Source organism: Sorangium sp. So ce302 (assembly GCF_051530145.1).
Lineage (GTDB): Bacteria > Myxococcota_A > Polyangia > Polyangiales > Polyangiaceae > Sorangium > Sorangium cellulosum_B.
Map to the genome: position 1 here is coordinate 6,593,135 of NZ_CP150326.1, position 23,184 is coordinate 6,616,318.

The following is a 23,184-nucleotide window of genomic DNA, read 5'->3' on the forward strand; positions in this document are numbered from 1 at the left end:
CCCCGAACGGCAATACGTCTTCCTCCCTTCCGGCGTTTCACCTCCCCGTCCTGGTTCCAGCCGGACGCGGAATGCGTCACAGTGGGCCCCGTGGTGTCAGCCTTCGAGGTCATCGAGCCCCGCGGAGCGGAAAGCCCGGTCCTCGTCGAGGTACCGCACGCGGGCGTCCACGTGGATCCCGAGTCGCTGTCCTGGACCATCGCGCCGGCGCGCAGCATCGGGCGCGACGCGGACCTGTACGTCGACGCGCTCTTCCAGGACGCTCCGGCCGAGGGGGCGACGCTCCTCTTCTCCAGGATGAGCCGGCTGGTCGTCGATCTCAACAGGGGCGAGGCCGACTGCGACGGCGACGCGGTCGAGGGCGGCGGCCGGGCGCCCTACCCGCGGGGGCTCATCTGGCGCATGACCACGGACGGCGAGCCGATCCTCGCCGCTCGGCTGCCGCGGCAGGAGGTGGAGCGCCGGCTCGACCGCTTCTACCGCCCCTATCACGGCGCCCTCAGCGCGCTCCTCACCCGCAAGCGCGAGCGCTTCGGCTTCGCGATCCTCCTCTGCGCGCACTCGATGCCGAGCCAAGGCCGCCGCGGCCACGCGGAGGGCGCGATCGCTCGGGCCGACATCGTCCCCGGCACGCGCGGGCGGACGACCGCCGCGAGCGCGGTGATCGACGCGGTCGATCAGCACGCGCGCGCCTGCGGCTTCTCCGTGCGCCATGATGACCCCTATAAAGGGGGTTTCAGCACCGCGCACTACGGCCAACCGCACCGTGCCGTCCACGCCGTGCAAATCGAGATTGCACGCCGGCTGTACATGGACGAGCAATCCCTTGCCATGGATGGGCAAGGATTCCCTGCCGTGCGAGACTTCGGTCGTACCCTGGTCGCGCGGCTCACCTCAGCCGAGCTGCTCGGTCAGCTCCGCAGCAGCCCTCCCTTCGACGCCCGTGAGATCTGATCCAGCTCCATCAATGGAAAAGCCTTTCGGAGAGGCGAGCCGCGACCGCCCGCCAGCGAGCCGTCGCGCGATCGCTGAACGGGAAAAGGCCGCACCAGCCCAGCCGGAGGGCGCCACAACCGGCGAGAGCCCGGCCGACCGCGCCCAGGAAGGACCGGCTGCGGCGTCGATCAGCGCCGCTCCGGTCGATCGGCGCCTCGAGTCGAACCCGGCCATCCCGATCGAGGTGGCGCCCCCGAGCACGCGCGAGCACGTCACCAAGCCGCTCCTCGCGTCCGAAGCGCTCATGGAGGACCTGGCGCCGATGCGTCCAGCGCAGGACGCGGCGCGGATCTGGTGTGCTGCGGTGGGCGCCGGATTCCTTCTGCTCGGCGGCCTGTCGATCGCTGGGCTCCGCCCGGACGGCGTTGTCGCGGGGCCGCCAGCGTTCGTCCTGGGCATCGTCGCGCTGTTCACCGCGCTCACGTCGGTGAGCTACCGGCAGCGCGCCGTCGCCATGGTGGTGCTCGGGGCGATCGCGACCGTCCTCGGCCTCCAGAGCTCGGGGACGGCGGTCGGCTGGGGAACCGCCCGGGCCGTCGCGGCGATAGCGCTCCCGGCTGCGCTCGTCTTCCGGTCTCGCTACAGGGCGTACAGCGGCGCACGGTGGCTGCTCGTCGCCGCCTTCCTCGTCACGCTCCCATCCTTCGGGCATGCGATCGGACAGCTGGCTCTGCACGATCCGCACCTGGGCCATCTCGGCGCCTTGCTGGTGATCCTGGCGGTCCTGTCCAGCCTTACCGGGTTCATGGGTGCGGAGACGACGGGCGCCGGGTCGTTCCTTGCCGTCGCTGTGGTGCTCGCCTTCACGGCCGACCTGGTCGTCGGCAGGCTCGCGCATCTCGACACCTTCTCGCCCCGGGACATCGTCATCGTGCTCTCCGCGAGCCTTGCGTTCGCGGCGACGTCCGCCATCACGAGCCTCGGCCTGTTCCAGATCCTGGCCTGGCGCCTGGCTGCCGACGCCCGGCGCATCGATCTGCACTCACGCCGCCCCGAGAACGAGAAGGACGGGCGGGATCGGCGTCCGCCCTCGGGCGGCGAGTGGCTGACCTAGGCCGCGCGTCAGCTGGCGCGTAGGGCGTCGGGGACACCGAGGGGAGAGGCTCGTCCGGGCCGGGTTGCGACCCGCTCTTCCCCATCCCCTTCTGCGTCCGGCCGGCGTCAGCGCGGCGATCGACCGATCGACCTCTCCGGCAGAGATTTCCAGCCCACAGCGGCAATGATCCCCCGGACGACGCTTGACATGTCCCCCGGCTTCCTTCACTTTCCCGCGCTCCCGAGCCCCCCTGCTCCCCCGCGCAGGGCGTGCGCCCGGCCAGCTAGTTCGATTTACGGTCGGGGCACCGATGCAGGGCCCCTTCCAACCGAGGACGTCATGGCGAAGAGCGACATCACTGGGAAGCGGAAGCTTCTGGCGCAGAATGTCTCCCACTCCAACATCAAGACGAAGCGCTGGCAGCTCGTGAACATTCAGACCCGGCGCGTCTGGGTCCCCGAGCTCAACCGCTTCGTGAAGCTCAACCTCACGACGCGCGACATCCGCACGATCGACAAGATCGGCGTTGTCGCCTACGCGAAGCGCTACGGCGTCGCGCTCTAGGCCCAGCGCCAGCGCGCCGGCCCGCCTGAATGTCGGCCGCCGCTTCGCGGCTGGATGCGCCGCGCTCTGTTCTCCCCCTCTCGGGGCTCGCCTCCATCCATCTTCAGCTTTGGAAGTGCCGCGTGCGTGACGGCACGCGGCGTATGCAGCCGGCGCGAGCTGGCAGGCGTCGGCCGCAGCGCACGTTGCGCAGCGGCGCAGCGGCTCACTGCACCTCGCTGCAGCCTCAGCGCTCCTCCACGGCGCCCTCGATGGCCCGCGCCGCGTCGGCTAGGGAGCCGCATGGCCGGCCGATCTCCGCTTCGGCCGACCGACGCCCGCTGCGCCTCACCCCTCTGCCGGCTGCGTCCCTGCCCCCGCCATGAAGCCGGCTGCGAGGTTGGCCGTGCGCGCGTCGCGCTCGTCGCGCAGGACGGCGATGGCGGCGCTGGCGCCCTGCTGCGTGCGGACATCATGAAGGGCAGCTTCGAGCGCGGTGCCGCCGAGGAGCGCGGTGAGGACCCTCACCTCGATCGTGGGCTTGCCTGCGAGCGCGATCGCAGCCGCGAAGGCGCCGCGCTGGAGGATCCCGATAGGCGCGGCCGCGGGCAGGGGCGTGCCAGGGGCGAGGCGCGTGATCCCGCGGCGCACCGGGACGGCGTCGCGGCCGAGCACGATCTCGAGCTCGGGGACGGTGATGCCATCATCGGTGCGCGTGTAGGCGAGCGCTGCGACCGTGCCCCAGCCGTCGCAGGCGACGATGGCGTCCGTGGGTCGCGCCACGTCCCCTACCGGCCAGGGTGCCTGGAGCGCGGTCGCCCCCTCCGCGATCGTGGTCGACGCGGCTTCCACCTCGGCGGGCACCGCTTCAGCGAGGTCTTCGGCGGTCAGCGTCCCCCCCGCGACCGCCCCGCCGGCGGCCAGCAGCGCCCGCTCCACATCGCGCGCCCGGAGCGCCACCGCGCCGAGCGAGCCGACCTCGCGGAGCAGCGCGGCGCGCCCGGTCGCGCCCGCGCGCTCCGCCGCGACCACACCGGAGCGAACCAGCTCACGGAGCCGCGCGCGTCCGAGGTAGCCGTGCAGCAGGACCAGCATGCCGAGCGAGCGCGGAACAGCGACGTGCGCGGCCTCCGGGACGCTCTGCCCATCGACGAACCCGCGCGGCCGCGGCGCGCCGCGCCCAGGCTGGATCGCCCGTCCATCGAACGCCCTCGCGCCGACGCCGACGCCGGCCGCCAGCGCGACGGCGGGCGCGAGCAGCACGTCGGGCTGCGCGCCAGCTGCAGCGAAGAAGCCGGCGACGATCGCGTCGATCGCGCTGCCGGAGGACTCGAGCGCGGCCCGGGCGGCCGAAGCCGCAAAGGAGTCGCTCGCGGTGGCTGCCGCGCCGCGGATCACTGCTCCTCGTCCTCGGCGACGAGGGTGCTGGGCATGGGCATGGTCGGCCTTACCACAGCCGACGCTGTCGAGCGATCCGGCGTGCGCGCGAGCGCGGCCGCGAGCAGCGACTTGATCTGCGGCGCGCGGTCGCCCTCGACGACCAGGAACACCTCACGCCGTCCGCGCAGGCGCTCGGCGACCCGCTCGAGCGCGGCCGCTCCCATCGACGAGGACCGCCCGAGCGCGCGCAGCCGTGTATAGACGATCGGCCCGGGCGGCGGCGCGTCGCGCGCCACGTCGAGCACCGGGATGACCTTGGCGGCGCGCGCGGTCGCAACGATGTCGTCGCGCTCCCAGATCCCGGAGGGCTCCCAGCAGCGCACGACCCCTTCGGCGGGCAGGCGCTCGAAGAGCGCCGCGAGCTTCTTGCGGTTGCTCGCCGTCGGCCGGAGCGACGCCGGCGTCTGGAGCAGGACGCACCGCGCCTCCAGCACGGCCGCCACCTCGAGCGAGGCCGAGAGCGCCTCGTCGAGGTCGCGCCCGCCGGCGAGCTCGCCGACCACGCGCGGCAGCACCACGCTGAAGACGAAGCCCGGCGGCACCGCTTTGCGCCACTTGCGCAGCGTCGTCGCGCGAGGCAGCGACGTATCGAGCGGGCGGAGCTCGACCAGATCGAAGCGATCTTTGTACTTCTGAATATCGCCCTTGAGCGAGGGCAGTCCGACGAGGAGGCGGGCCATCAGCGCGGACTCTTAACCCACCTTGCGCGCCGATGCAGCGCGTGCCCGACGGCGGCGCGATTTCTCATTTGGGGAGTAAAATCCTTGATTTATTCGAAGTGGAACCACTGCGTCGGGTTGTCCCGGAGGAAACGCTCCATCTCCGCCGTGATCTGCCGCGCTGCCACGTCGAGCTCGGACGATCCTGGCTTGCGGGGGAGCGAGATGGGCGGCGCGATGCAGATCTCGTACTCCATGAAGCCGGTCCGCCGCGTGAACACGGGGACGATCGGCGCGCCGCTGACCGCCGCGAGCTGAAGCGGGCCCTCCGGGACGCGCCAGGGTCGCCCGAAGAGCTCGACGTCGCGCCCGCGCATCCCGGACGGAAGTCGATCGATCTGGATGGCCACGACGCCCTGCCGCCTGAGGTGCGCGAGCAGCGGGAGCACCGCGAGCGGATCGTCGGCCACGTGCTGCATCCGTACGCCGACCCGATCTCGCGTGCCGTCCTGGATGGCCTGCGCTCGCTGGTCGCGCTCGCGCTGCATCACGATGAGCACGTCGGCAGCGTGCACCGATCGCAGCAGCGGCGCGGCGGCCTGCCAGCCGCCGGTATGCGCCGTGACGACGATCACGCCGAGGCCCCGCTGGAACGCGTTCGTGAAGTGCTCGTCGTTCACGCACAGGCCGGTGAGCCGATCGGGCCGGCTGCTGCCCGCGATGAACGCGTCCGTGAGACAGCTGGCGAAGTTGATGAACACCCGGGCGACGTCGCGGTACTCGTCGAGCGTCCCCCGCTCGCCCAGCGCCAGCCGGAGGTTCCTGCGCACGGCCCGCCGCTGCTCCGGCAACACCGCGCCGACGACGAGCCCGAACAACGCAGGGCTGTGCCGGACGAGGAGGTCCGGGCCGTAGGTCACCCCAGCGTCGACTGCCCGCCGCCAGAGGACGGAATCGTGCCGGCGTAGATCGTCGAGGAGCGCTCGGAGCCTGGAGGGGAGATCCACGTTGGTGCTCGTGCGCGCGGCGCTTTGCCGGCGCACACCGTAGCGGATCATCGGGCCCCCGCGAAGAGCGCCCGAGCACCGCCGCGCTCCCGCGCCGCGTTCGATCGCGGCGGGCAGCGCGCCTCAACCTGCACCGGGATCCTCGTTCGACCCGTCAGGTCTCGGCGCGCCCGGGCCCGCCGGCTCGCCGCCCCCTGCGTGGCTCACCCCCCACGCGGCGACCTCGCGCACCGATGCGTCGTCATGAGCGAGCGCTGCGACGAGCGCGCGCTTCGCGCTCGCTGCCGCCGCGCCCTCTGCGCCGCTCGCCAGCCGGTTCGCAGCGACGATCGTCGCGTTTCGGGCGAGCCCGCCGCGTCGCGCGCGCCGGACCGGCGTCCCGACGGTCAGCGCGTCGAACGCTTGCTCGTCGAGCGCCACGAGGTCGTCGACGTCCCGCGCTTCCCATCGGGCCAGAGGATGGAACGGCGCGGTGCGCTCGAGGGGCGGGGGCGCGGTCCTGTTGAAGGGACATACCTCCTGGCAGACGTCGCAGCCGAAGAGGTGCTCACCCATGCCGGACCGCAGCGCCTCGGCCGGCGCGTTCCTCTGTTCGATCGTCAGGTACGCAATGCAGCGCCGCGGATCGAGCACGAAGGGCGCGTCGAACGCCTGCGTCGGGCACGCGTCGAGGCAGCGCGTGCACGATCCGCAGCGCTCCGCGATGGGCACGTCGGGGACGAGATCCAGCGTGGTGACCACCTCGCCGAGCAGCTGGTAGCTCCCCTGCCCCGGCGTGATGATCAGCCCGTTTTTGCCGACGAAACCGATGCCAGAGCGCGCCGCCCAGACGCGCTCCATCACCGGCTCGACATCGCAGAGCGGCCGCGCGAGCACGGATGGCGCGAGCGAGCGGATGAACGCCGCGAGCCGCCGGAGCCGCCGCTTCAGGTGGTTGTGATAGTCCTGCCCGCGCGCGTACCGCGCGACGCTCTGCGCGAGCGTCGGGTCGCGCCGCTCGCTCTCCTTGGGCCGCGCATACCTGCGGCCGACGCACACGACCGAGCGTGCTCCTTCGAGGATCGCGCTGGTGTCCAGCCGGCGCCGCTGCTCCGCGTATTCCGCGAGGTACCCCATCTCCCCGTGCATGCCGCGCGCGACGAACTCCACGTACCGTGCGTGCTCGACCCCGAGGGGCTCGTCGGCGCGCGCGACGCCCACGACGTCGAAGCCGAGCGCGAACGCCTGCTCGCGCACCAGCCGGTCGGGCATCAGTCGCGCCGCGCTCGCCTCCCCGGCGGGACGATCGGCCTCGCGCTCGCTCATCGCAGGAGGATGGACCGGAACGGCGCGCGGCGGTGCTGGCGCCACGCTCGACGACCGCGCGCCGCGCGAGATCACCCGGCGTTCCGGTCGCCGAGCAGCCGATCGAGCGTGATCGCGCACGCCGCGCGCACGCTCAGGTGGTTGTAGCCGGTGCTCGCCTCCGCCCTGATCGGCTCGATCCGGACGTCGGCATCGGCGATGACCTCTGGCGCGAGGCCCCAGCCTGTGCCGAACAGGATCACCACCGGATCGCTCGCTTGCGCGAGGCGCGCGCGGGTCGCTGCGTAGCTCGTCACCGGGAGCCCTCGCGAGGCCGCCGCGGTCGTCCAGACCTCGACACCGCGCCGACCTGCGCCGCTCAGCGCGGAGTACACGTCGTCCAGGCTGGGGACCACGCTCAGCACATCGAGCGCGACCGCGCGATCCGGGATCCGGCGCTTGCCGGAGCCGATCACCCAGTGTTCCTTGATCCGCTCTGCCAACGCGCGCTGAGCGGCGACTGGATGAACGACGAAGAGCCGCTCGGCGCCGTATGTGCGCGCGCTCCGCGCCATGTCGTGCAGATCGAGGTTCGTGATCGCCGTGGTCACCGTCTCCCCGGACCGGTCGAGCACGGGGTAGTGAACGAGCGCGAGCGCGAGCCTCATCGCCGCGCCTCGCCGCTCTCGTCCTGGGGCGGCTCTCCCCCATGCGCCTTGCGCCAGAGGTCGGGCCTGCGCTGGGCCGTGCGCAGCTCGGCCTCCGCTCGTCGCCAGCGCGCGATGGCCGCGTGGTTTCCTTGCTGCAGCACGTCGGGCACCTTGTGCCCACGGAACTCAACGGGACGGGTGTACTGCGGGTACTCCAGGAGCCCTGACAGCGCGGGGCTGTGCGACTCGTGCTCCGCCGACACAGCGTTCCCGAGCACCCCTGGGAGCAGGCGCACGCACGCATCGATCACCGCCATCGCCGCAACCTCGCCGCCGGTCATCACGAAGTCGCCGAGCGAGATCTCCTCGTCGACGAAAGCGCGCACCCGCTCGTCGAACCCCTCGTAGCGACCGCAAACGAGCGCAACGGCAGGGCGCGCCGCGAGCTCGATGGCCTTCTCCTGACGGAAAGGCTGCCCCTGCGGCGTGAGCAGCACCCGGTGCGCGCGCGGCAGAGGCCCCGAGGACGCCGTCGCGTCGGCCCCGGGAGGCGCGCTCGACGCATCGCCTCCGGCGGCGGCTTCGTCGAGCGCCTCCAGGCAGCGGACGATGCAGTCGACGCGCATCACCATGCCGGAGCCGCCGCCGTAAGGCGTGTCATCCACGCTCCGGTGTCGGCCGAGGCCAAACTCACGCGGGCTGCGCGTCCGCACGGCGAGCGCACCCGACGCGAGCGCGCGCCCGACCATGCCGATCGCCAGGAACCCCTCGAACAGCTCCGGAAACAGGGTGACTACGTCGATGCGCATCGCACTTGCCGAGGCGGGCTCCCTTGCGCGGAACGGCGGCTCAGACGAGGCCTTCCAGCGTCGCCAGCTGGACGACCTGCCGCTCCGCGTCCACGCTGCTGACGAAGCTCTCGGTCAGGGGGATCTCGATGGAATCTGCGCCCTGCCTCTCCACGACGAGCACATCGCAGGTCGGGTACGACTGGAGCGACCTCACGTGCCCGAGCAGATCGCCATCGGGCGTCATCACGCGCGCCCCCTCCACGTCGCAGGCGTAGAACTCGCCCTCAGAGAGCGGCGCGAACGCGTCCCGAGGGACGCACAACGTCGCTCCGCGCAGGGCCTCGGCCGCGTCCCGATCGTCGATCCCGGCGATCCGCACGAGCAACGCCTTGTCGACGGGCCGCGTCGCCACGATCTTCGCGTCCCGCGCAGAGCCGTCGGGAAGGCGCAGCCTGATCGGAGGGCGCGTGAGGAGCAGGTCGGACGCCTCGTTGTAGAGGCGCAACCGCAGCTCCCCCTGAACGCCGTGCGGACGGGCGACTTCCGCGACGGGAACGTAGCGTCGCTCCACGTCGGGCTCGTCTCAGTCGAGGATGTCGAGGTGCGCGCGGCGCCCCGACTTGCTCGCGGCGGCGCTCAGCAACGTCCTGATCGACTGCGCTGTGCGCCCGTCCTTGCCGATCACCTTGCCGATATCCTCGCGCGCGACCGTCAGCTCGATCCGGGGGAAGCGGTCTCCCGCGACCTCGCGCACGACGACCCGGTCCGGCTGATCGACGAGCGCGCGGGCAACGAGCGCGACGAGATCGACCAGCGGAGACGTCGACGAGGCCATGCTACTTCGCGGCGTCCGCGGGAGCGGCCGCCTGGGCCAGCCCAGGGTGCTTCAGGAGCAGCGCCACCGTGTGCGTCGGCTGGGCGCCGTTCGAGATCCAGTGCCTCACGCGGGGAACATCGAGGCGGATCTCGGTCCTGCGCGGGTCGTACGTGCCCAGCCGCTCGATGAACCTGCCGCCGCGCGGGCTGCGCTGGTCGGCGACGACGATACGGTAGAAGGGCGTCTTCTTGGTGCCCGCGCGGGCGAGGCGAATATGAACGGCCATCTGTAGAACCTCGATCGATATGGAAGAGCCCGTGCCCACGTTGTGCACGGCTTGCTCTGGAGGCGCCGGAGCGTAGCTCGTTCAGTGCTCCGCGCCAGAAGTGGGGGCGCAACCTAGGCGAAGATCCTGCCGAGGGTCAACCCCGCACGAGCAGGGCACGTCCGCGGAGGACAACTTTCGGGCCCCCGCTGCCTGCTCGAAGCCCCGCTCGCCCAGTCGCCAACCGTCCTCGCCGGACGAGCCCGGTGCGAGCGCGGAGCCGAGATCCGCGTGCACGCACGGTCGCGAACTTCGTGGAATTTGCGAGGAAAACGGGGAATGTCTCGAAGGTACGTCATCCAGGACACGCTGCTGGAGCAGCGCTTCCAGGGGGTTCACGCGGGAGCGCGTGCTACACGTGGCGTCAGCCCAGATCGAGGATGATGACGCCCCGGTTGGGATCGTCCTCTTCCGAGTCCGGAAGACGACGAGGTGCGGGGTAGCGTTCGATCGGCAGCTCGAGGCGCGGTCGAATTTCTTCTCTTCTGGACCGATCCTTCTCTTCTTCGCGCTGCCGTATTTGCTCGATGATGAACGGAGGAAGCATCGACTAACCCCTCCACCTCGTAGAGTGCTCGGCTGAATTGGTGGAACGAGGTCTGCGAGAAAGCACCCCGCTCTTAGAAGCGAATCTAGCAATGTGGGATGGCGGGTCAAGGTTATCGGTCGGGCCGACAGTGGTATGTTCGCAGCGCTCATGACGCGGCACGGCGCGTGGTTTGTGCACGCATGCTCCTCAGGCTCAAGGTCGGGTTCTGGTTCCAGCTCCAGTTCCAGCTCCAGTTCCAGTTCCGGTTCCGGCTCCGCTTCCGAACTTGTTCGGGAAGATCGGCGTCGGCCGGTGCGCTCGCAGGGCACGTCCTGCTCCTTCCTGGCGGCGCTGGTCGCACTGATGGCGCTGCTCGCGCCCGCCCGAGCAGCGGGCGCCGCCTTCGACGTGAACGACCCGAGCTGGGAGGGTTGCTCGGAGCTCCTCGAGATCGCGCGCGCGGAGCTGGGGGCCGCGAGGGTCCACCCCGTCGCTGTGCTCGACTGGAGCCAGGTCGGCCCAGAGGACGGCATCCTGGTCCTCCACCCGCTGCAAACGCTCGACGCCGACGAGACGACCTCCTTCATGAAGGCCGGCGGACGGCTCGCCATCATCGACGACTTCGGCCGCGGCGACGACACGCTCCGGCGATTCCAGATCGAGCGCATCCCGACGCCAGCCCGGCCGCTCGCCGCGCTCCGGAACCGGCCCTCCCTCGCGATCGCGGAGCCCGTCGCCGACACCGTCGGGGGCCACTCCGTCGGCCGGCACCCCGTCGTCAGCCACGTGGAGCGGCTCGTCACGAACCACGCGACCGGCCTCCGGCATCCGAACCTCTCGCCCGTGCTGCGGATCCGCGCCGTCAGCGAGCCGGACGTGATCCTCGCCGTCGCCGGGCAGGTCGGCAAGGGCCGGCTCTTCGCGATGGGCGACCCGTCCGCGCTGATGAACATGATGCTCAGGTACCCGGGCAACCGCGCCTTCGCCTCGGGCCTGACGCGCTACCTGGTCGACGAGGATGGGGCTCAGCCGCGCCGAGGGCGGCTCCACATCGTCGCGAACCGGTTCGACGAAGAGAGCTCGTTCGGCGGCGAGACGTCGCTCCGCAAGGACTTCGACGCGCAGGTCAAGGCGCTCGCGAGCGCCGTCGAGGACGCCCGCCGCGACGGGCTTCCGGGCGGCGTCCTCCTCGCGCTCGCGGCGCTCGCCGGCCTCGGCCTCGCCATCTGGACCGCGCGCGCCTCCGCACGGCCCTACCGGAGCCCGCTCCCCCGGTACGCCCGTCCGACGCCGCTCGTCGCTCAGGGAGGCGCAGCTGGGCGCTTGGCCGTCCTCGCCGCCCCCTCTTCCCCGCGGGGCCTCGCGTTCCTCGAGCTGAAGAGCGCCCTGTTCGAGGCGCTGTCCTTGCGGTTCGGCCTGGAGGCGAATCCGGCGCAGGAGACGGTCGCGCGGCTCGTCGCGCGAGAGGGATCTCTTGACGAGCGAGCCCTCTCGGCCTTCAAGGATGTTCTGGGCACCATGTACCGAGTCGAAGCGTCCGTCGTCGCCGGCAAACCGGCGAACGTGTCCAGGCCCGCGCTCGTGCACGCCGCCGACGTCGTGCGGCATGTCCTCGCGGCTTGCGGCGCCGACGGCCGGAAGCCGCCGCGCGGACGTCACCCCAGCGCGCCCCCCGATCCTGCGACGGCGTCGCCGTCGCCAACAGACGCGAAGCTCGCACCACCCCACCCAGACAAAGGCGCTCGATGAACCAGGTTCAGGCCGTCGCCGTCGACGAAATCTCCGCGGCAAAGGAGCGGATCGAGGCGGTCCGGCGAGAGATCACGCGCGTTTACATCGGTTCGTCGCGCGCGATCGATCTGATGCTCACCGCCCTGCTCGCGCAGGGGCACGTGCTGCTGGAGGGCGTCCCCGGCGTCGCGAAGACCACGCTGGTCAAGGCGTTCGCGGCCACGCTGGGCGCGTCGGTCCGGCGGATCCAGTTCACGCCCGACCTCCTGCCCGCCGACATCACGGGGACCTATGTCCTGTCGCCCAAGGAGGGGACCTTCACGCTGCGCCCCGGTCCGATCTTCGCGAACCTCGTGCTCGCCGACGAGATCAACCGCGCCCCGGCGAAGACCCAGTCGGCCCTCCTGGAGGCCATGCAGGAGCGACAGGTGACGATCGAGGGCGATCGCTTCGAGCTGCCGTCGCCCTTCATGGTGCTCGCGACTCAGAACCCGATCGATCTCGAGGGGACCTACCCGCTGCCCGAGGCGCAGATCGACAGGTTCCTCATCCGCGTGAGCCTCGGCTACCCGCAGCACAAGGACGAGGTGGCGATGCTCCGCGCGCACAACGTCGAGGCGCCGCGGGCGCGGGCGACGCTCTCCGTCCAGGACCTCCTCATGCTGCAGGGCGTCGCGCGAAGGATCCACGTCGAGGACGATCTGTACGAGTACGCGGTGAACCTCACGGCGTTCACGCGCACGCACCCTCGCGTGCTGCTCGGCGCATCGCCGCGGGCCACGCTCGCGCTGGTCCAGGCGGCCAAGGCGGCGGCGGTGATCGGCGGGCGCCCGTTCGTCACGCCGGACGACGTGCGCGGCATGGCACAAGCGACGCTGGCCCATCGCCTGGTGCTGGTACCCGAGGCCGACGTGGATCCCAAGGCGCGCGACACGATCGTCGACGAGGCGGTTCAGCGCGTGGGGTACCGGCGCGCGGCGCGGCCGGCGTAGATCCGCATGCAGCTCTACCCCACGCGCACCGCCGCCCACCTGGCCATCGCCGGCGTCGCGGTCATGGGCGCCGGGCTCATCGCGCGCGAACCGGCGATCGTCGGCTGGGGCGGGGCGATCCTGGTCGCGATCGCGCTCGCCCGCGGCGTGACGCTGGTGTCGGTGGCGCGCATCCGCGCGGCTGGGTTCGAGATGCTCTGGGGCGGCTCGCGGAGGATCCTCCGTTCCGCGCGCGGAGGCACCGTGGAGATCGAGGCCGAGGTTCGGAACCGTGACACGCTCGCGGCTCGCTACGTCAAGCTGCGCACCATCGCCTCGTCGCAGCTCGACGTGCGCATCGAGCCGAACCGCGGCGAAGTCTCCGCCTCGGGTCGGCTCAAGGTGAAGGTCATCGTACGAACGCCGCGCGTCGGCCAGCACGGGCTCCACGGGCTAGCGCTCGAGGTCCACGGCGCCCCGGGCCTCTTCGAGGTGCCCCTGACCTTCGCGAACCCGTATGGCATCGAGGTGCTCCCGCGGCCCTTCATGCCGTACCTGACGCAGCCGCGCGGAGGACGCAGTCACCTCCTCGCAGCCTCTGGCAAGCCCGGGCGCGTACGCGGCGAAGGAGACGACCTGCGCGAGCTGCGAGAGCACCAGCCGGGGGACCCGTTCCGGAAGATCGCGTGGAAGGCCAGCGCGCGCCGGGGCACACTGCTCGTGCGGGAGTTCGAGCGCGAGGAGCGGGATGTGGTCTGGGTCCTCGTCGATGCGGCCGTGGAGCTCTGGGCGGGTCCGCTCGGCCGCGCTCCGCTCGATCTCATGATCGACGAGGCCGCGGCCATCGCGACGAGGCACCTCGGGCGCGGCGATCGCGTCGGGCTCATCGTCCTGGCCCCCGGCCCGCGCGTGACGATCGCGCCCGATCACGGCCCAGGGCATGGTCAGAAGATCGCGCAAGCGCTCACCGTCGGGTGCGGCACGTACGACGCGGATCGGAGCGAGCTCGACGAGTCGGACGTCGCGGCGCGCGTCATCGAGCACCTCAGGCCGCTCGACGCGCGCGGGCTCGACGATCTGCGCCGCGGCGACCTCGACCGGCTGGCGGCCCGCGCGGAGTCGATGCGCGCGCGTGCGCCGTTCTCGGCGCCGGCGCCGCTCGGGCGCTCGCAGCGCGAACGGACGCTGCGCCGCTACCTCGCGAGCTACGGCATCGAGTCGCCCGCGCGCGCCGAGCCGGATCGGCGCGATCCCGCCGTGGCGGTCGCCGAATCGCTCACGCACATCGCGCGCGTCAAGCCGCGCGCGAGCATGGTCTATGTCCTCGCGTCGCCTCCGGCCGACGCACAGCTGGGCCAGCTCTCGGAGGCCGTGCGTCGGCTCTCGCGGAAGGCTGTTCACGTGGTGTGGACGCTCCCGGATCTCGAGCCAGGGCTCGGGCCTCCCTGGGAGGCGCCGCGACCGCAGGAGAGCGACGGCGACGAGGGGCAGAGCGGCCCCACGCCGTCCAACAAGGCGTTCCAGGAGCTCGCGCCGATCGCGGCCGAGGCGGTGCTCATCCGCGCGCGGGTGGCTCAGACCCGCCGCGAAGCCGTGCTCCGCAAGGTCGGCGTGCGCGTGGTGCGGCTGCGCGCGACGGCCGCGCCGAACAGAGCCGCAGACGTAGCCCACGACGGGGCGCACCCACCGCAGATCTAAGGACGGGCGATGGCCATCGCAGAGCTCTTGCGCACACGCGGTCTCTCCCCGAAGAAGGGGTTCGGGCAGAACTTCCTCGTCGACGTCGATGCGGCGCGCCGGATCGCCGAGGCGGCCACGACGACGGAGGGCGGCGCGGTGATCGAGATCGGAGCAGGGCTCGGCGCGCTCACGCGGCCGCTCCTCGATCGCGCCACGCACGTCGTCGCCATCGAGCGCGATCGCGACCTCGTCCCGATCTTGCGCGAGCAGCTCGCTGGACCGCTCGAGGAAGGCCGCTTGACGCTGCTCGAGGCCGACGCAGCGCAGGTCGACTGGGTCGGCGCGCTCTCCGGCCACGCGCGGCCGCACGCGGTGGCGGGCAACCTCCCGTACCACATCACGGGCCGGCTCCTCGAGCAGGCGACCACCGTCGCGCATCAGATCGATCGCGCGGTTTTCATGGTGCAGCTCGAGGTCGCGGATCGTCTGGTCGCCGCCCCGGGCAGCGCCGACTACGGCGCGCTCTCGGTCTTCGTGCAGGCCGCGTTCGACGTGCGCCGCCTCCTGATCGCGCGCGCCGGCGCGTTCTACCCGAGGCCCGAGGTCGACTCGGCGGTCGTCGTGCTGACGCCGTGGCGCCCGCGGCGCGCCGAGGAGACGGACGCCTTCCGCGCGGCCGTGCGCGCCGCGTTCTCGGCGCGCCGCAAGACGCTCCGGAACGCCTGGAAGAACCTTTATGGCTGGTCCTCCCAGGAGCTCGAGCGGCACGCGAAGGACGCCGGCATCTCGCTCGACGCTCGCGGCGAGACGCTCAGCGTGGAGGCGTTTGCGCGGATCGCCGCCCCCAGAGGACGCTGAGCGCCCGCCGCGCGCCGGCGCCCCCTCGCCGGAGCCGGAGAATGATGCGAGATGGACGTCGCCCCCGGACGTCCCGCGTGGAGCCCAGCCCCCGGAAAACACGCCCACGACCGCGCGTCCGCAGCGACGCGGCCGTCAAAAATCCCGCAGAATTTCTGGCAGACGGCACTAGTCGGACGCGCAGGTCCGTGCTAGTGGGCCCCGCGACTCGTCAAAGCACGTACGAGGAGGACTCCCGCTCCATGGTTGTTGGAAAGATCACCCAGGTCATCGGACCGGTCGTCGATGTCGATTTCCCGGCTGGCCAGCTGCCCAAGATTCTGAACGCGCTCAAGCTGAGCAACCCGAGCATCTCGGCTGAGCCAGACAACCTCGTGCTCGAGGTCGCCCAGCACCTCGGCGAGTCGTCGGTGCGCACGATCGCGATGGATTCCACCGACGGCCTCGTGCGCGGGATGGAAGTCCGCGACACGGGCAAGCCCATCATGGTGCCGGTCGGCAACGAGTGCCTCGGCCGGATCCTGAACGTCGTCGGTGTGCCGATCGATGAAGCCGGGCCCGTGCACGCCAAGAAGATGGCGCCGATCCACCGGGAGCCGCCCCCGTTCATCGAGCAGTCGACCAAGGTCGAGGTCTTCGAGACGGGCATCAAGGTCATCGACCTGATCGCCCCCTACCGCAAGGGCGGCAAGATCGGCCTCTTCGGCGGCGCCGGCGTCGGCAAGACGGTGCTCATCCTGGAGCTCATCAACAACGTCGCGAAGGCGCACGGCGGCGTGTCCGTCTTCGCGGGCGTCGGCGAGCGGACGCGCGAGGGCAACGACCTCTTCCTCGAGATGAGCGAGTCGAAGCTCGCGGACGGCAGCCCCGTCATCTCGAAGGCCGCGCTGATCTACGGCCAGATGAACGAGCCCCCGGGCGCTCGCTCCCGCGTCGCGCTCTCGGCGCTCGCCGTGGCCGAGCACTTCCGCGACGAGGAGGGGCAGGACGTCCTCCTGTTCGTGGACAACATCTTCCGGTTCACCCAGGCCGGCTCCGAGGTGAGCGCGCTCCTCGGACGCATCCCGAGCGCCGTCGGTTACCAGCCGACCCTCTCGACGGAGATGGGCGCCTTCCAGGAGCGCATCACCTCGACGACCAAGGGCTCCGTCACCAGCGTCCAGGCGATCTACGTCCCCGCGGACGACCTGACCGACCCCGCGCCGGCCACGGCCTTCGCCCACCTCGATGCGACCACCGTGCTGTCGCGCGCGATCTCGGAGCTCGGCATCTACCCGGCCGTCGATCCGCTCGACTCGAACTCGACGATGCTCGATCCCCAGATCGTCGGTGAGAAGCACTACTCCGTCGCGCGGCGCGTTCAGCAGACGCTGCAGCGCTACAAGGACCTCCAGGACATCATCGCCATCCTCGGCATGGACGAGCTCAGCGAGGACGACAAGCTCGTCGTGGCGCGCGCCCGCAAGATCCAGAAGTTCCTGTCGCAGCCGTTCTTCGTGGCTGCCCAGTTCACCGGGCTCGAGGGCAAGCTCGTGCCGCTCAAGGACACGATCGCGGGCTTCGAGGAGATCCTCGATGGCAAGCTCGACCATGTCGCGGAGCAGGACTTCTACCTGGTGGGCGGCATCGAGGACGTGAAGGCCAAGGCGTCGCAGAGGGCGTCCTGACGCAGCCATGGCCGACACAATCCTCCTCGAGATCGTGACGCCGACCGGTCTCGCGCTGCGCGAGCAGGTCACGGACGTGACCGCGCCGAGCGTCGCCGGCGAGTTCGGTGTGCTCCCGGGTCACCTCCCGCTGCTCGCCGCGCTCCGGACCGGCCTCGTGACCTACCATCAGAACGGCCAGGAGCACCGCCTGGCCGTCCATCATGGCTTCGTCGAGGTCGCCGGTGACACCGCGCTGCTCCTCACCGAGCGCTTCGCGGTGAAGGACGACGTCGACGTCGTGAGGGTACGCCGCCGGCTCAAGGAGGTCGACACCGAGCTCGACCACTGGCAAGGCGACCTGACTGATCCGCGCCGTCGAGCGCTCATCGAAGAGGAGCAGTGGCTCGCCACCGAGCTCGAGCTCATCGGCGATCCGCCCCCTCCGATGGTCCGCGAAGACACGCGCTTCCTGGCCGAGCACGCCGAGGCGCCGCCGGTCGACGAGATGGTCGAGGCTTCCCAGCCCGACGAGAGCCTGACGGACCACAAGAAGCCCGGCTCTCCGTTCCCCGATCCGAAGTGACGTCTCTGGCGGCTACCGCCTTGCACGTGCGGCCGCCGCACAGGACACTTGTCTCCACACAGGCCGCGAGGGACTGGGAAGTCTCCCGCTTCGCGAGCCGCCCGTACCGCCGAGGCGCTGGCGCGGACGCCGCCACGCCGTCTGAGTCCACCCGTGATGATCTGCGGGCCCCGCACGCACGGAGCCCCCAAGGCAGCCCATGATCTCTCCGGAGACGATCGCGCTCGTGAAAGAGCGCACGGATCTCGTAGCGCTCATCGGCGAAAGCGTGCGCCTCACCCGCCGAGGGCACTCCTTCACCGGGCTCTGCCCCTTTCACAAGGAGAAGACGCCCAGCTTCCACGTGAGCCCGAACCGCGGGTTCTACCACTGCTTCGGCTGCAAGGAGACCGGCAGCGCCATCGACTTCGTGATGAAGCTCGAAGGCCGGACGTTCGCCGAGGCGGTCCGCGCGCTCGCCGAACGCGCCGGCATCGAGGTGGCGGAGTCGCTGACCGAGGTCGAGCGGCGCGAGGCGCAGGCGGCGCGCAGGTCGAAGGACGACCTCTATGCTGTCAACCACCTCGCCGCGACGTTCTTCGAGCACAGCCTCCGCGGGGGGCCGGGCAGCGCTCCTCACCCGCTCGCGCGCCACGCTCACGAGGAGCTCGAGCGGCGCGGCCTGCCCCTCCGCGACGGCGATGGAGCCGCCGATCCGATCGCCGACGCCCTCCAGGCGTTCCGGATCGGCTACGCCCCGTTCGGCTGGGACGGGCTCTCCACGTACCTGCGACAGCAGGGCGTCTCCCCGGTCCTCGCGGAGCGCGTCGGGCTCCTCGTACCGCGCTCGTCGGGGAGCGGACACTACGACCGCTTCCGGCACCGGCTCATGTTCGCCGTCACCGACGTGATGGGCCGGGTGATCGCGTTCAGCGGACGCGCGTTGCCCGATCCCAGCCCTTCCGAGCTTTCGTCGCTCGGCCTCACTGGCCCTGCGCCGCAGGCCGACGGCGCGCCGGCGAAGTACATCAACAGCCCCGAGTCGCCGATCTACACGAAGGGCGAGCACCTCTTCGGGCTGCACCAGGCGCGCCAGGCGATCCGTCAGCGCGGCGAGGCGATCCTCGTGGAAGGCAACTTCGACGTCGTCGCGCTCCACGCGCGCGGCATCGGCCAGGCGATCGCTCCGCTCGGTACCGCCTTCACGCCCGGACAGGCGAAGCTCATCAAGCGCTTCGCGCCCGCGGTCATCCTGCTGTTCGACGGCGACGCGGCCGGCAAGAAGGCCACGCGCGCGGCGCGCGCCCCGTGCCGTGAGGCGGGGCTCAGCGCGCGCGTCGCCGTGCTGCCTTCCGGCGTCGATCCGGACGACCTCGCGCGCAAGCACGGCCCCGAGGCGATCGCGCGCATCGTCAAGGCGGCGCGCGGCCTGCTCGAGCACCTGATCGACGAGGCGCTCGACGGCGACAGCTTCGGAGGCTCGTCGCTGCCCGAGCAGCTCGCCCGCGTGCGCGCCGTGACGACGCTGCTCGCCGACGAAGACGACCCGAACCTCAGGATGATGGCGAAGCTCTACGCCGATCGCCTCTCCTCGAAGCTCGTGATCGGCGGCCGCTCACCGGACGACCTCCGGCAGCTGGAGCGCGTCGTCGAGGAGTCCCTCTCCCGCCCGCGGAGCCAGCCTAGCCGCGAGGTGATCCCCTCCGGACAGACGACCGAGACGTGGGAGCGCGCTCGCTCACGCACGCAAATCCAGGAGGTAAGCCTGGAGATCCTGGGCGCGATCCTCGATTTTCCCGAGCTGCTGGCCGACGACGATCTCCAGACGGCGCTGGAGTGCCTCGAAGGCGACGTCGCCCTGGCGATTGTTGCGGCGCGTCAAAATTTCACTTTTGAAATGGGTCTTGTCGCCAGCGAATTTCTTGCGCAAGTCCCGGCTCCGATCCATTCATTCGCGGCTGGACGGCTGGTCTCGCCTGTCTTCGAAGCGGCCTCAACGGCCAAGGCGACGCTCTTGGAGAATTCACAAAAGTTGAGCAGACAAGCCCTGGCGCGACAGAAAGCAGCCGTCGTGAGCCAGCTCCAGAAGAGCGCGGTCGACGCTGATGCTGAAAACGCTTTGCTGCGTGAGCTATTCCAGCGGAGAGCGGGGGGTCTCGGTCTTCCTTGATGCGTTCCGGGTCGCCTCGCCGTGGCGACCCGACGTGCGTGATCCCTAGAGTTTATCGGAGTCATTGGGTGTCTTGTCGGTCGCGGCGAGCTGATCGCCGTAAGTGGAGCATGAGGTAATGGCGAGCAAGGCCAAGCAATCTTCCGGTCGGGCAGGCGGGGTCGCGAGGGCTGCGGGGGGCGGCGCGCTGAACGGCGCGCGGCACGCATCGACACGCGGGCACGCCGAGGGGGGGGCACGCCCAAGCAACAAAGGAGACGCGGGCATCCGGGCCGAGCGGTCAGAGAAGGACCGGAAGACGCTCGAAAAGCTCGTCGAAACCGGCAAGAGCAAAGGCTTTCTCACCTATGACGAGGTGAACGACGCGCTCCCCGCGGACGTCGCGCCCGATCAACTCGACGACGTTGTGGGCGCCCTCGGCGACGAGGACATCGAGATCGTCGACGGCGCGACCCAGGTGAAGATCGCGCCGAAGCGCATCGCAGACGAGGAGGCGGGCGAGAAGAAGCTCGTCGTCACGCCCGACCGCGAGGAAGAGGACGTCGACTACTACTCGAAGTCGAACGACCCCGTCCGGATGTACCTCCGGAAGATGGGCAGCGTCTCGCTGCTCACCCGTGAGGGCGAGGTCGAGATCGCGAAGCGGATCGAGATCGGCGAGCAGAAGGTCAACGCCGCCATCCTCGACTCCCCCATCGCCGTCCGCGAGATCATCGATCTCGGAGAGAAGCTCCGGAAGCACAAGATCCGGGTGAAGGAGCTCATCAAGGACGCCGAGAACGACGATCAGGAGTTCGACGAGGAGGAGGCCGACCGGCGCATCATCCGCCTCATCGACAAGGTGAAGCGCGTCGACAAGAAGAAGGCGGAGCTCCTGGAGGAGCGCAAAGAGGTGAAGACGGAGGTCCGCCGCAAGCAGATCGACGTCGAGGTGACGCAGGCGACAGCCGAGCTCGTGACGACGCTCGAGGAGATGCGCCTCAACAAGCGGACGATCGACAAGATCGTCCAGAAGCTGAAGAGCCTCATCTCGAAGGTCGAGAAGGCCGAGGCGGGCGCGACGGAGCTGGAGCGGCGCACAGGGCTCTCGAAGGGCGAGCTCAAGCGCGAGCTCATCAAGGTGAAGGGCAACCGCGCCCTCGAGGGGCGGCTCGCCAAGAAGCTCAACGTCAACCGCGAGGAGCTCAACGACTTCGAATCGACCATCAAGAACGCCCAGAAGGGCCTGAAGAAGGTCGAGGAAGAGCTCAACATCGACGTCGCTGCGATCCGCGATACCTACGAGAACATCCGCGAGGGGGAGCGGATGGCGGAGCGCGCCAAGGCGGAGCTGGTCGAGGCGAACCTCCGCCTCGTGGTCTCCATCGCGAAGAAGTACACGAACCGCGGCCTCCAGTTCCTGGACCTCATCCAGGAAGGGAACATCGGCCTCATGAAGGCCGTCGACAAGTTCGAGTACAAGCGAGGCTACAAGTTCTCGACGTACGCGACGTGGTGGATCCGGCAGGCGATCACCCGCGCGATCGCGGACCAGGCGCGGACGATCCGCATCCCGGTCCACATGATCGAGACGATCAACAAGCTGATCCGCACCTCGCGCTACCTCGTGCAGGAGTACGGCCGCGAGCCGACCCCCGAGGAGATCGCCGAGAAGATGGAGCTCCCGCTCGACAAGGTGCGCAAGGTCCTGAAGATCGCGAAGGAGCCGATCTCGCTCGAGACCCCCATCGGCGAGGAAGAGGACTCGCACCTTGGCGACTTCATCGAGGACAAGAGCGTGATCTCGCCCGCGGAGGCCGTGATCAACATGAACCTCGCGGAGCAGACCCGTAAGGTCCTGAAGACGCTGACGCCGCGCGAGGAGAAGGTGCTCCGGATGCGCTTCGGCATCGGCGAGAAGAGCGACCATACGCTCGAAGAGGTCGGTCAGGACTTCGAGGTCACGCGCGAGCGCATCCGGCAGATCGAGGCGAAGGCGCTCCGCAAGCTCCGGCACCCCAGCCGCTCGAAGCAGCTCAAGAGCTTCATCGACAGCTAGGCCGTGGGCTGGCCTGCTCGCCAACCGAAGGCAGCTCTCCCGCGCAGGCCGCGCTCATGGCCTCTCGCTGGCCAAGCACGCGCTCGCGTGGGCAGCCGTTCGCTTGGCGAGCAGCGCGCCGCAGTGGCCCTCCTCGTGCTCGCGAGCGCGGTCCTCGGCGGCTGCACCAAGACGATGTCCGAAGAAGACTGCCGCACGATCGGCGAGGGCATGCGCACCGCGTGGGCAGCAGAGGCAAAGCGGGTGGGGTCCACCTCTCCAGGGGGCCCGGGGAAAGCCTCCGTGGTGATCGACAGCGAGGGCGAGAGGCTCTCGTCGGAGTGGACATCCGACTGCAAGCGGGAGCTCGCCGGGAGCAAGGTGGACCCCGGCGAGCTCGGCTGCCTGACCCGCGCGAAGACGCTCGAAGAGCTCCGCCGGTGCGCCACGCCCTGAATACCTGGGAGCGCGGCCGGGGCGGGGCGCCGTGCGACCCCTTCAATTGAGATAGCGCTTGTCCTTCGGGGGGTCCTTCTGGCCGCCGGGGATGACCCTCAGCGGGACGCCCCCGGAGCGGCCGCGCGCCGCAGGGACGCGGCGGAGCGCGGCGGACTGCGCCTGCAGCTGACGGAAGCGGATCCGCAGATAGAAGCGACGCAGCGGGGAGAAGTCGCCGAAGAGATACCCCGCGAGCATGCCCCCGAACGGCGTGATCAGCCCCTCGGGGGGCGCGCGCATGGCGATGACGTTGAGCACCGAGATCCCGAAGATGAAGACGAGCAGCATGGTGCCCGTCACGGGGAGGACGAAGAAGAGGCGGACCGTGGCATGTCGGTGCGCGAGCGCCCACGCGACGGCGACCGCCTCGATCATCCCGAGCCCGCCGTAGAAGACCGGCCGTGCCACCTTCGGGAGGAGCGCGCCCACCACCACCTGGAGCGCGAACGCGAAGGCGGCGGAGCCGAACAGGAACGCCAGCGTGCGTCTGGCTCCCCAGCGCTCTTCGAGCGAGGCACCGAGGAAATACAGGCCGAGCAGCGTCGTGACGAAGTGCCAGGGGTCGCTCGGGTTGTGGACGAGCGGCGCGGTGAGCAGCCGCCACACCTGACCGTGGAGCACCTTCTCGCTGATGCCGAGGAACGGCTCGAGCACGCCTTCGCCGGCGCCCCCCCAGTTCAGGCCCAGGGTGAACATCACCCAGATACAGCCGATCGCGATCATCATCCCCAGCAGGGCCTTGCCTGGCTTGGGGAACCCCATCGAGCTGTGCTCCGGGCGCATGGATCTCCACCTAACAGCGGCGCCCCCGACGAGCAACCGCTGCCCCCGGACTTCACGGCGATCCGCCCGGCGCCGACCCGCCCTCCAGCGGCCGCGACGTCCGCTGCGCGCCATCCAGGACGCTCTGAGGCAGGGTCCGCCCGGTCGCGCACCAGCCCCCCCCGTCAGCCCCCCCCGTCAGCCCCCCC

Annotated in this window: 23 protein-coding genes; 12 read left to right on the forward strand and 11 right to left on the reverse strand. The window is 70.5% G+C overall.

Annotated elements, in window-relative coordinates; all coding sequences use genetic code 11:
* Positions 1–90: 90 nt before the first annotated feature.
* The 3 genes from WME73_RS24830 to rpmB all read left to right on the forward strand — a co-directional run bounded on the left by WME73_RS24830 (position 91) and on the right by rpmB (position 2,596).
* On the forward strand, positions 91–954 hold the full coding sequence (locus WME73_RS24830) for an N-formylglutamate amidohydrolase (protein ID WP_437747848.1): 864 nt from the start codon (positions 91–93) through the stop codon (positions 952–954).
* 13 nt (positions 955–967) lie between these two features.
* The gene (locus WME73_RS24835) at positions 968–2,050 is read left to right on the forward strand and encodes a hypothetical protein (protein WP_437917286.1); all 1,083 of its coding nucleotides are present in this window, start codon (positions 968–970) and stop codon (positions 2,048–2,050) included.
* A 321-nt stretch (positions 2,051–2,371) separates the two neighbouring features.
* Positions 2,372–2,596: a 50S ribosomal protein L28 gene (gene rpmB / locus WME73_RS24840; RefSeq protein ID WP_012237062.1), complete on the forward strand. Its 225-nt coding sequence runs from the start codon at positions 2,372–2,374 to the stop codon at positions 2,594–2,596.
* 327 nt (positions 2,597–2,923) lie between these two features.
* Here the strand turns inward: rpmB and WME73_RS24845 are convergent, their stop codons facing one another.
* The 10 genes from WME73_RS24845 to WME73_RS24890 form a co-directional block, all read right to left on the reverse strand.
* Positions 2,924–3,973, reverse strand: a complete 1,050-nt coding sequence (locus tag WME73_RS24845; RefSeq protein WP_437747850.1) for a hypothetical protein — start codon at positions 3,971–3,973, stop codon at positions 2,924–2,926.
* On the reverse strand, positions 3,970–4,695 hold the full coding sequence (locus WME73_RS24850; protein WP_437301456.1) for a DUF72 domain-containing protein: 726 nt from the start codon (positions 4,693–4,695) through the stop codon (positions 3,970–3,972). The genes WME73_RS24845 and WME73_RS24850 overlap by 4 nt, the downstream gene beginning before the upstream one ends.
* 89 nt (positions 4,696–4,784) lie before the next feature.
* Entirely contained in the window at positions 4,785–5,732 is a 948-nt protein-coding gene (locus tag WME73_RS24855) for a lysophospholipid acyltransferase family protein (RefSeq protein ID WP_437747851.1), read from the reverse strand.
* 72 nt (positions 5,733–5,804) lie between these two features.
* Entirely contained in the window at positions 5,805–6,986 is a 1,182-nt protein-coding gene (gene queG, locus WME73_RS24860) for a tRNA epoxyqueuosine(34) reductase QueG (RefSeq protein ID WP_437747852.1), read from the reverse strand.
* 71 nt (positions 6,987–7,057) lie between these two features.
* Complete coding sequence (locus WME73_RS24865; protein ID WP_437747853.1) at positions 7,058–7,633, reverse strand: RNA methyltransferase; 576 nt, start codon at positions 7,631–7,633, stop codon at positions 7,058–7,060.
* A complete protein-coding gene (gene trmD / locus WME73_RS24870) occupies positions 7,630–8,424 on the reverse strand; it encodes a tRNA (guanosine(37)-N1)-methyltransferase TrmD (RefSeq protein ID WP_437747854.1) in 795 nt (264 codons plus the stop codon). The genes WME73_RS24865 and trmD overlap by 4 nt, the downstream gene beginning before the upstream one ends.
* 40 nt (positions 8,425–8,464) lie before the next feature.
* Positions 8,465–8,977 carry a ribosome maturation factor RimM gene (gene rimM / locus WME73_RS24875; RefSeq protein WP_437747855.1) on the reverse strand — a complete coding sequence of 171 codons (513 nt, stop codon included), beginning with the start codon at positions 8,975–8,977 and terminating at the stop codon, positions 8,465–8,467.
* A 12-nt stretch (positions 8,978–8,989) separates the two neighbouring features.
* Positions 8,990–9,241 (reverse strand): KH domain-containing protein, encoded by a 252-nt coding sequence (locus tag WME73_RS24880; protein WP_012237070.1) that lies wholly within the window; start codon positions 9,239–9,241, stop codon positions 8,990–8,992.
* A gap of 1 nt (position 9,242) precedes the next feature.
* Positions 9,243–9,509, reverse strand: a complete 267-nt coding sequence (gene rpsP / locus WME73_RS24885) for a 30S ribosomal protein S16 (RefSeq protein WP_012237071.1) — start codon at positions 9,507–9,509, stop codon at positions 9,243–9,245.
* Between the two features lie 403 nt (positions 9,510–9,912).
* Positions 9,913–10,095, reverse strand: coding sequence for a hypothetical protein (locus WME73_RS24890; protein WP_157906850.1), 183 nt, complete (start codon positions 10,093–10,095; stop codon positions 9,913–9,915).
* A 294-nt stretch (positions 10,096–10,389) separates the two neighbouring features.
* Between WME73_RS24890 and WME73_RS24895 the strand changes: the two genes are divergently transcribed.
* The 9 genes from WME73_RS24895 (at position 10,390) to WME73_RS24935 (ending at position 22,171) form a co-directional block, all read left to right on the forward strand.
* The gene (locus tag WME73_RS24895) at positions 10,390–11,826 is read left to right on the forward strand and encodes a DUF4350 domain-containing protein (RefSeq protein WP_437917288.1); all 1,437 of its coding nucleotides are present in this window, start codon (positions 10,390–10,392) and stop codon (positions 11,824–11,826) included.
* Entirely contained in the window at positions 11,823–12,800 is a 978-nt protein-coding gene (locus tag WME73_RS24900; RefSeq protein WP_437747857.1) for an AAA family ATPase, read from the forward strand. Before WME73_RS24895 ends, WME73_RS24900 begins: the two co-directional genes overlap by 4 nt.
* 6 nt (positions 12,801–12,806) lie before the next feature.
* Positions 12,807–14,477: a DUF58 domain-containing protein gene (locus tag WME73_RS24905; protein WP_437747858.1), complete on the forward strand. Its 1,671-nt coding sequence runs from the start codon at positions 12,807–12,809 to the stop codon at positions 14,475–14,477.
* A gap of 9 nt (positions 14,478–14,486) precedes the next feature.
* Positions 14,487–15,317 carry a 16S rRNA (adenine(1518)-N(6)/adenine(1519)-N(6))-dimethyltransferase RsmA gene (rsmA, locus tag WME73_RS24910; protein ID WP_437747859.1) on the forward strand — a complete coding sequence of 277 codons (831 nt, stop codon included), beginning with the start codon at positions 14,487–14,489 and terminating at the stop codon, positions 15,315–15,317.
* 242 nt (positions 15,318–15,559) lie between these two features.
* Entirely contained in the window at positions 15,560–16,984 is a 1,425-nt protein-coding gene (gene atpD / locus WME73_RS24915) for a F0F1 ATP synthase subunit beta (RefSeq protein WP_437747860.1), read from the forward strand.
* Positions 16,985–16,991: 7 nt separating this feature from the next.
* Positions 16,992–17,549, forward strand: a complete 558-nt coding sequence (gene atpC / locus WME73_RS24920; RefSeq protein ID WP_437747861.1) for an ATP synthase F1 subunit epsilon — start codon at positions 16,992–16,994, stop codon at positions 17,547–17,549.
* A gap of 199 nt (positions 17,550–17,748) precedes the next feature.
* Positions 17,749–19,698, forward strand: coding sequence for a DNA primase (gene dnaG / locus WME73_RS24925; protein ID WP_437747862.1), 1,950 nt, complete (start codon positions 17,749–17,751; stop codon positions 19,696–19,698).
* Between the two features lie 118 nt (positions 19,699–19,816).
* The gene (gene rpoD / locus WME73_RS24930) at positions 19,817–21,736 is read left to right on the forward strand and encodes an RNA polymerase sigma factor RpoD (protein ID WP_437301468.1); all 1,920 of its coding nucleotides are present in this window, start codon (positions 19,817–19,819) and stop codon (positions 21,734–21,736) included.
* An 87-nt stretch (positions 21,737–21,823) separates the two neighbouring features.
* Positions 21,824–22,171: a hypothetical protein gene (locus WME73_RS24935; protein WP_437747863.1), complete on the forward strand. Its 348-nt coding sequence runs from the start codon at positions 21,824–21,826 to the stop codon at positions 22,169–22,171.
* Positions 22,172–22,213: 42 nt separating this feature from the next.
* Here WME73_RS24935 and WME73_RS24940 read toward each other — a convergent pair whose 3' ends face one another.
* The gene (locus WME73_RS24940; RefSeq protein ID WP_437747864.1) at positions 22,214–22,996 is read right to left on the reverse strand and encodes a rhomboid family intramembrane serine protease; all 783 of its coding nucleotides are present in this window, start codon (positions 22,994–22,996) and stop codon (positions 22,214–22,216) included.
* Positions 22,997–23,184: the final 188 nt, after the last annotated feature.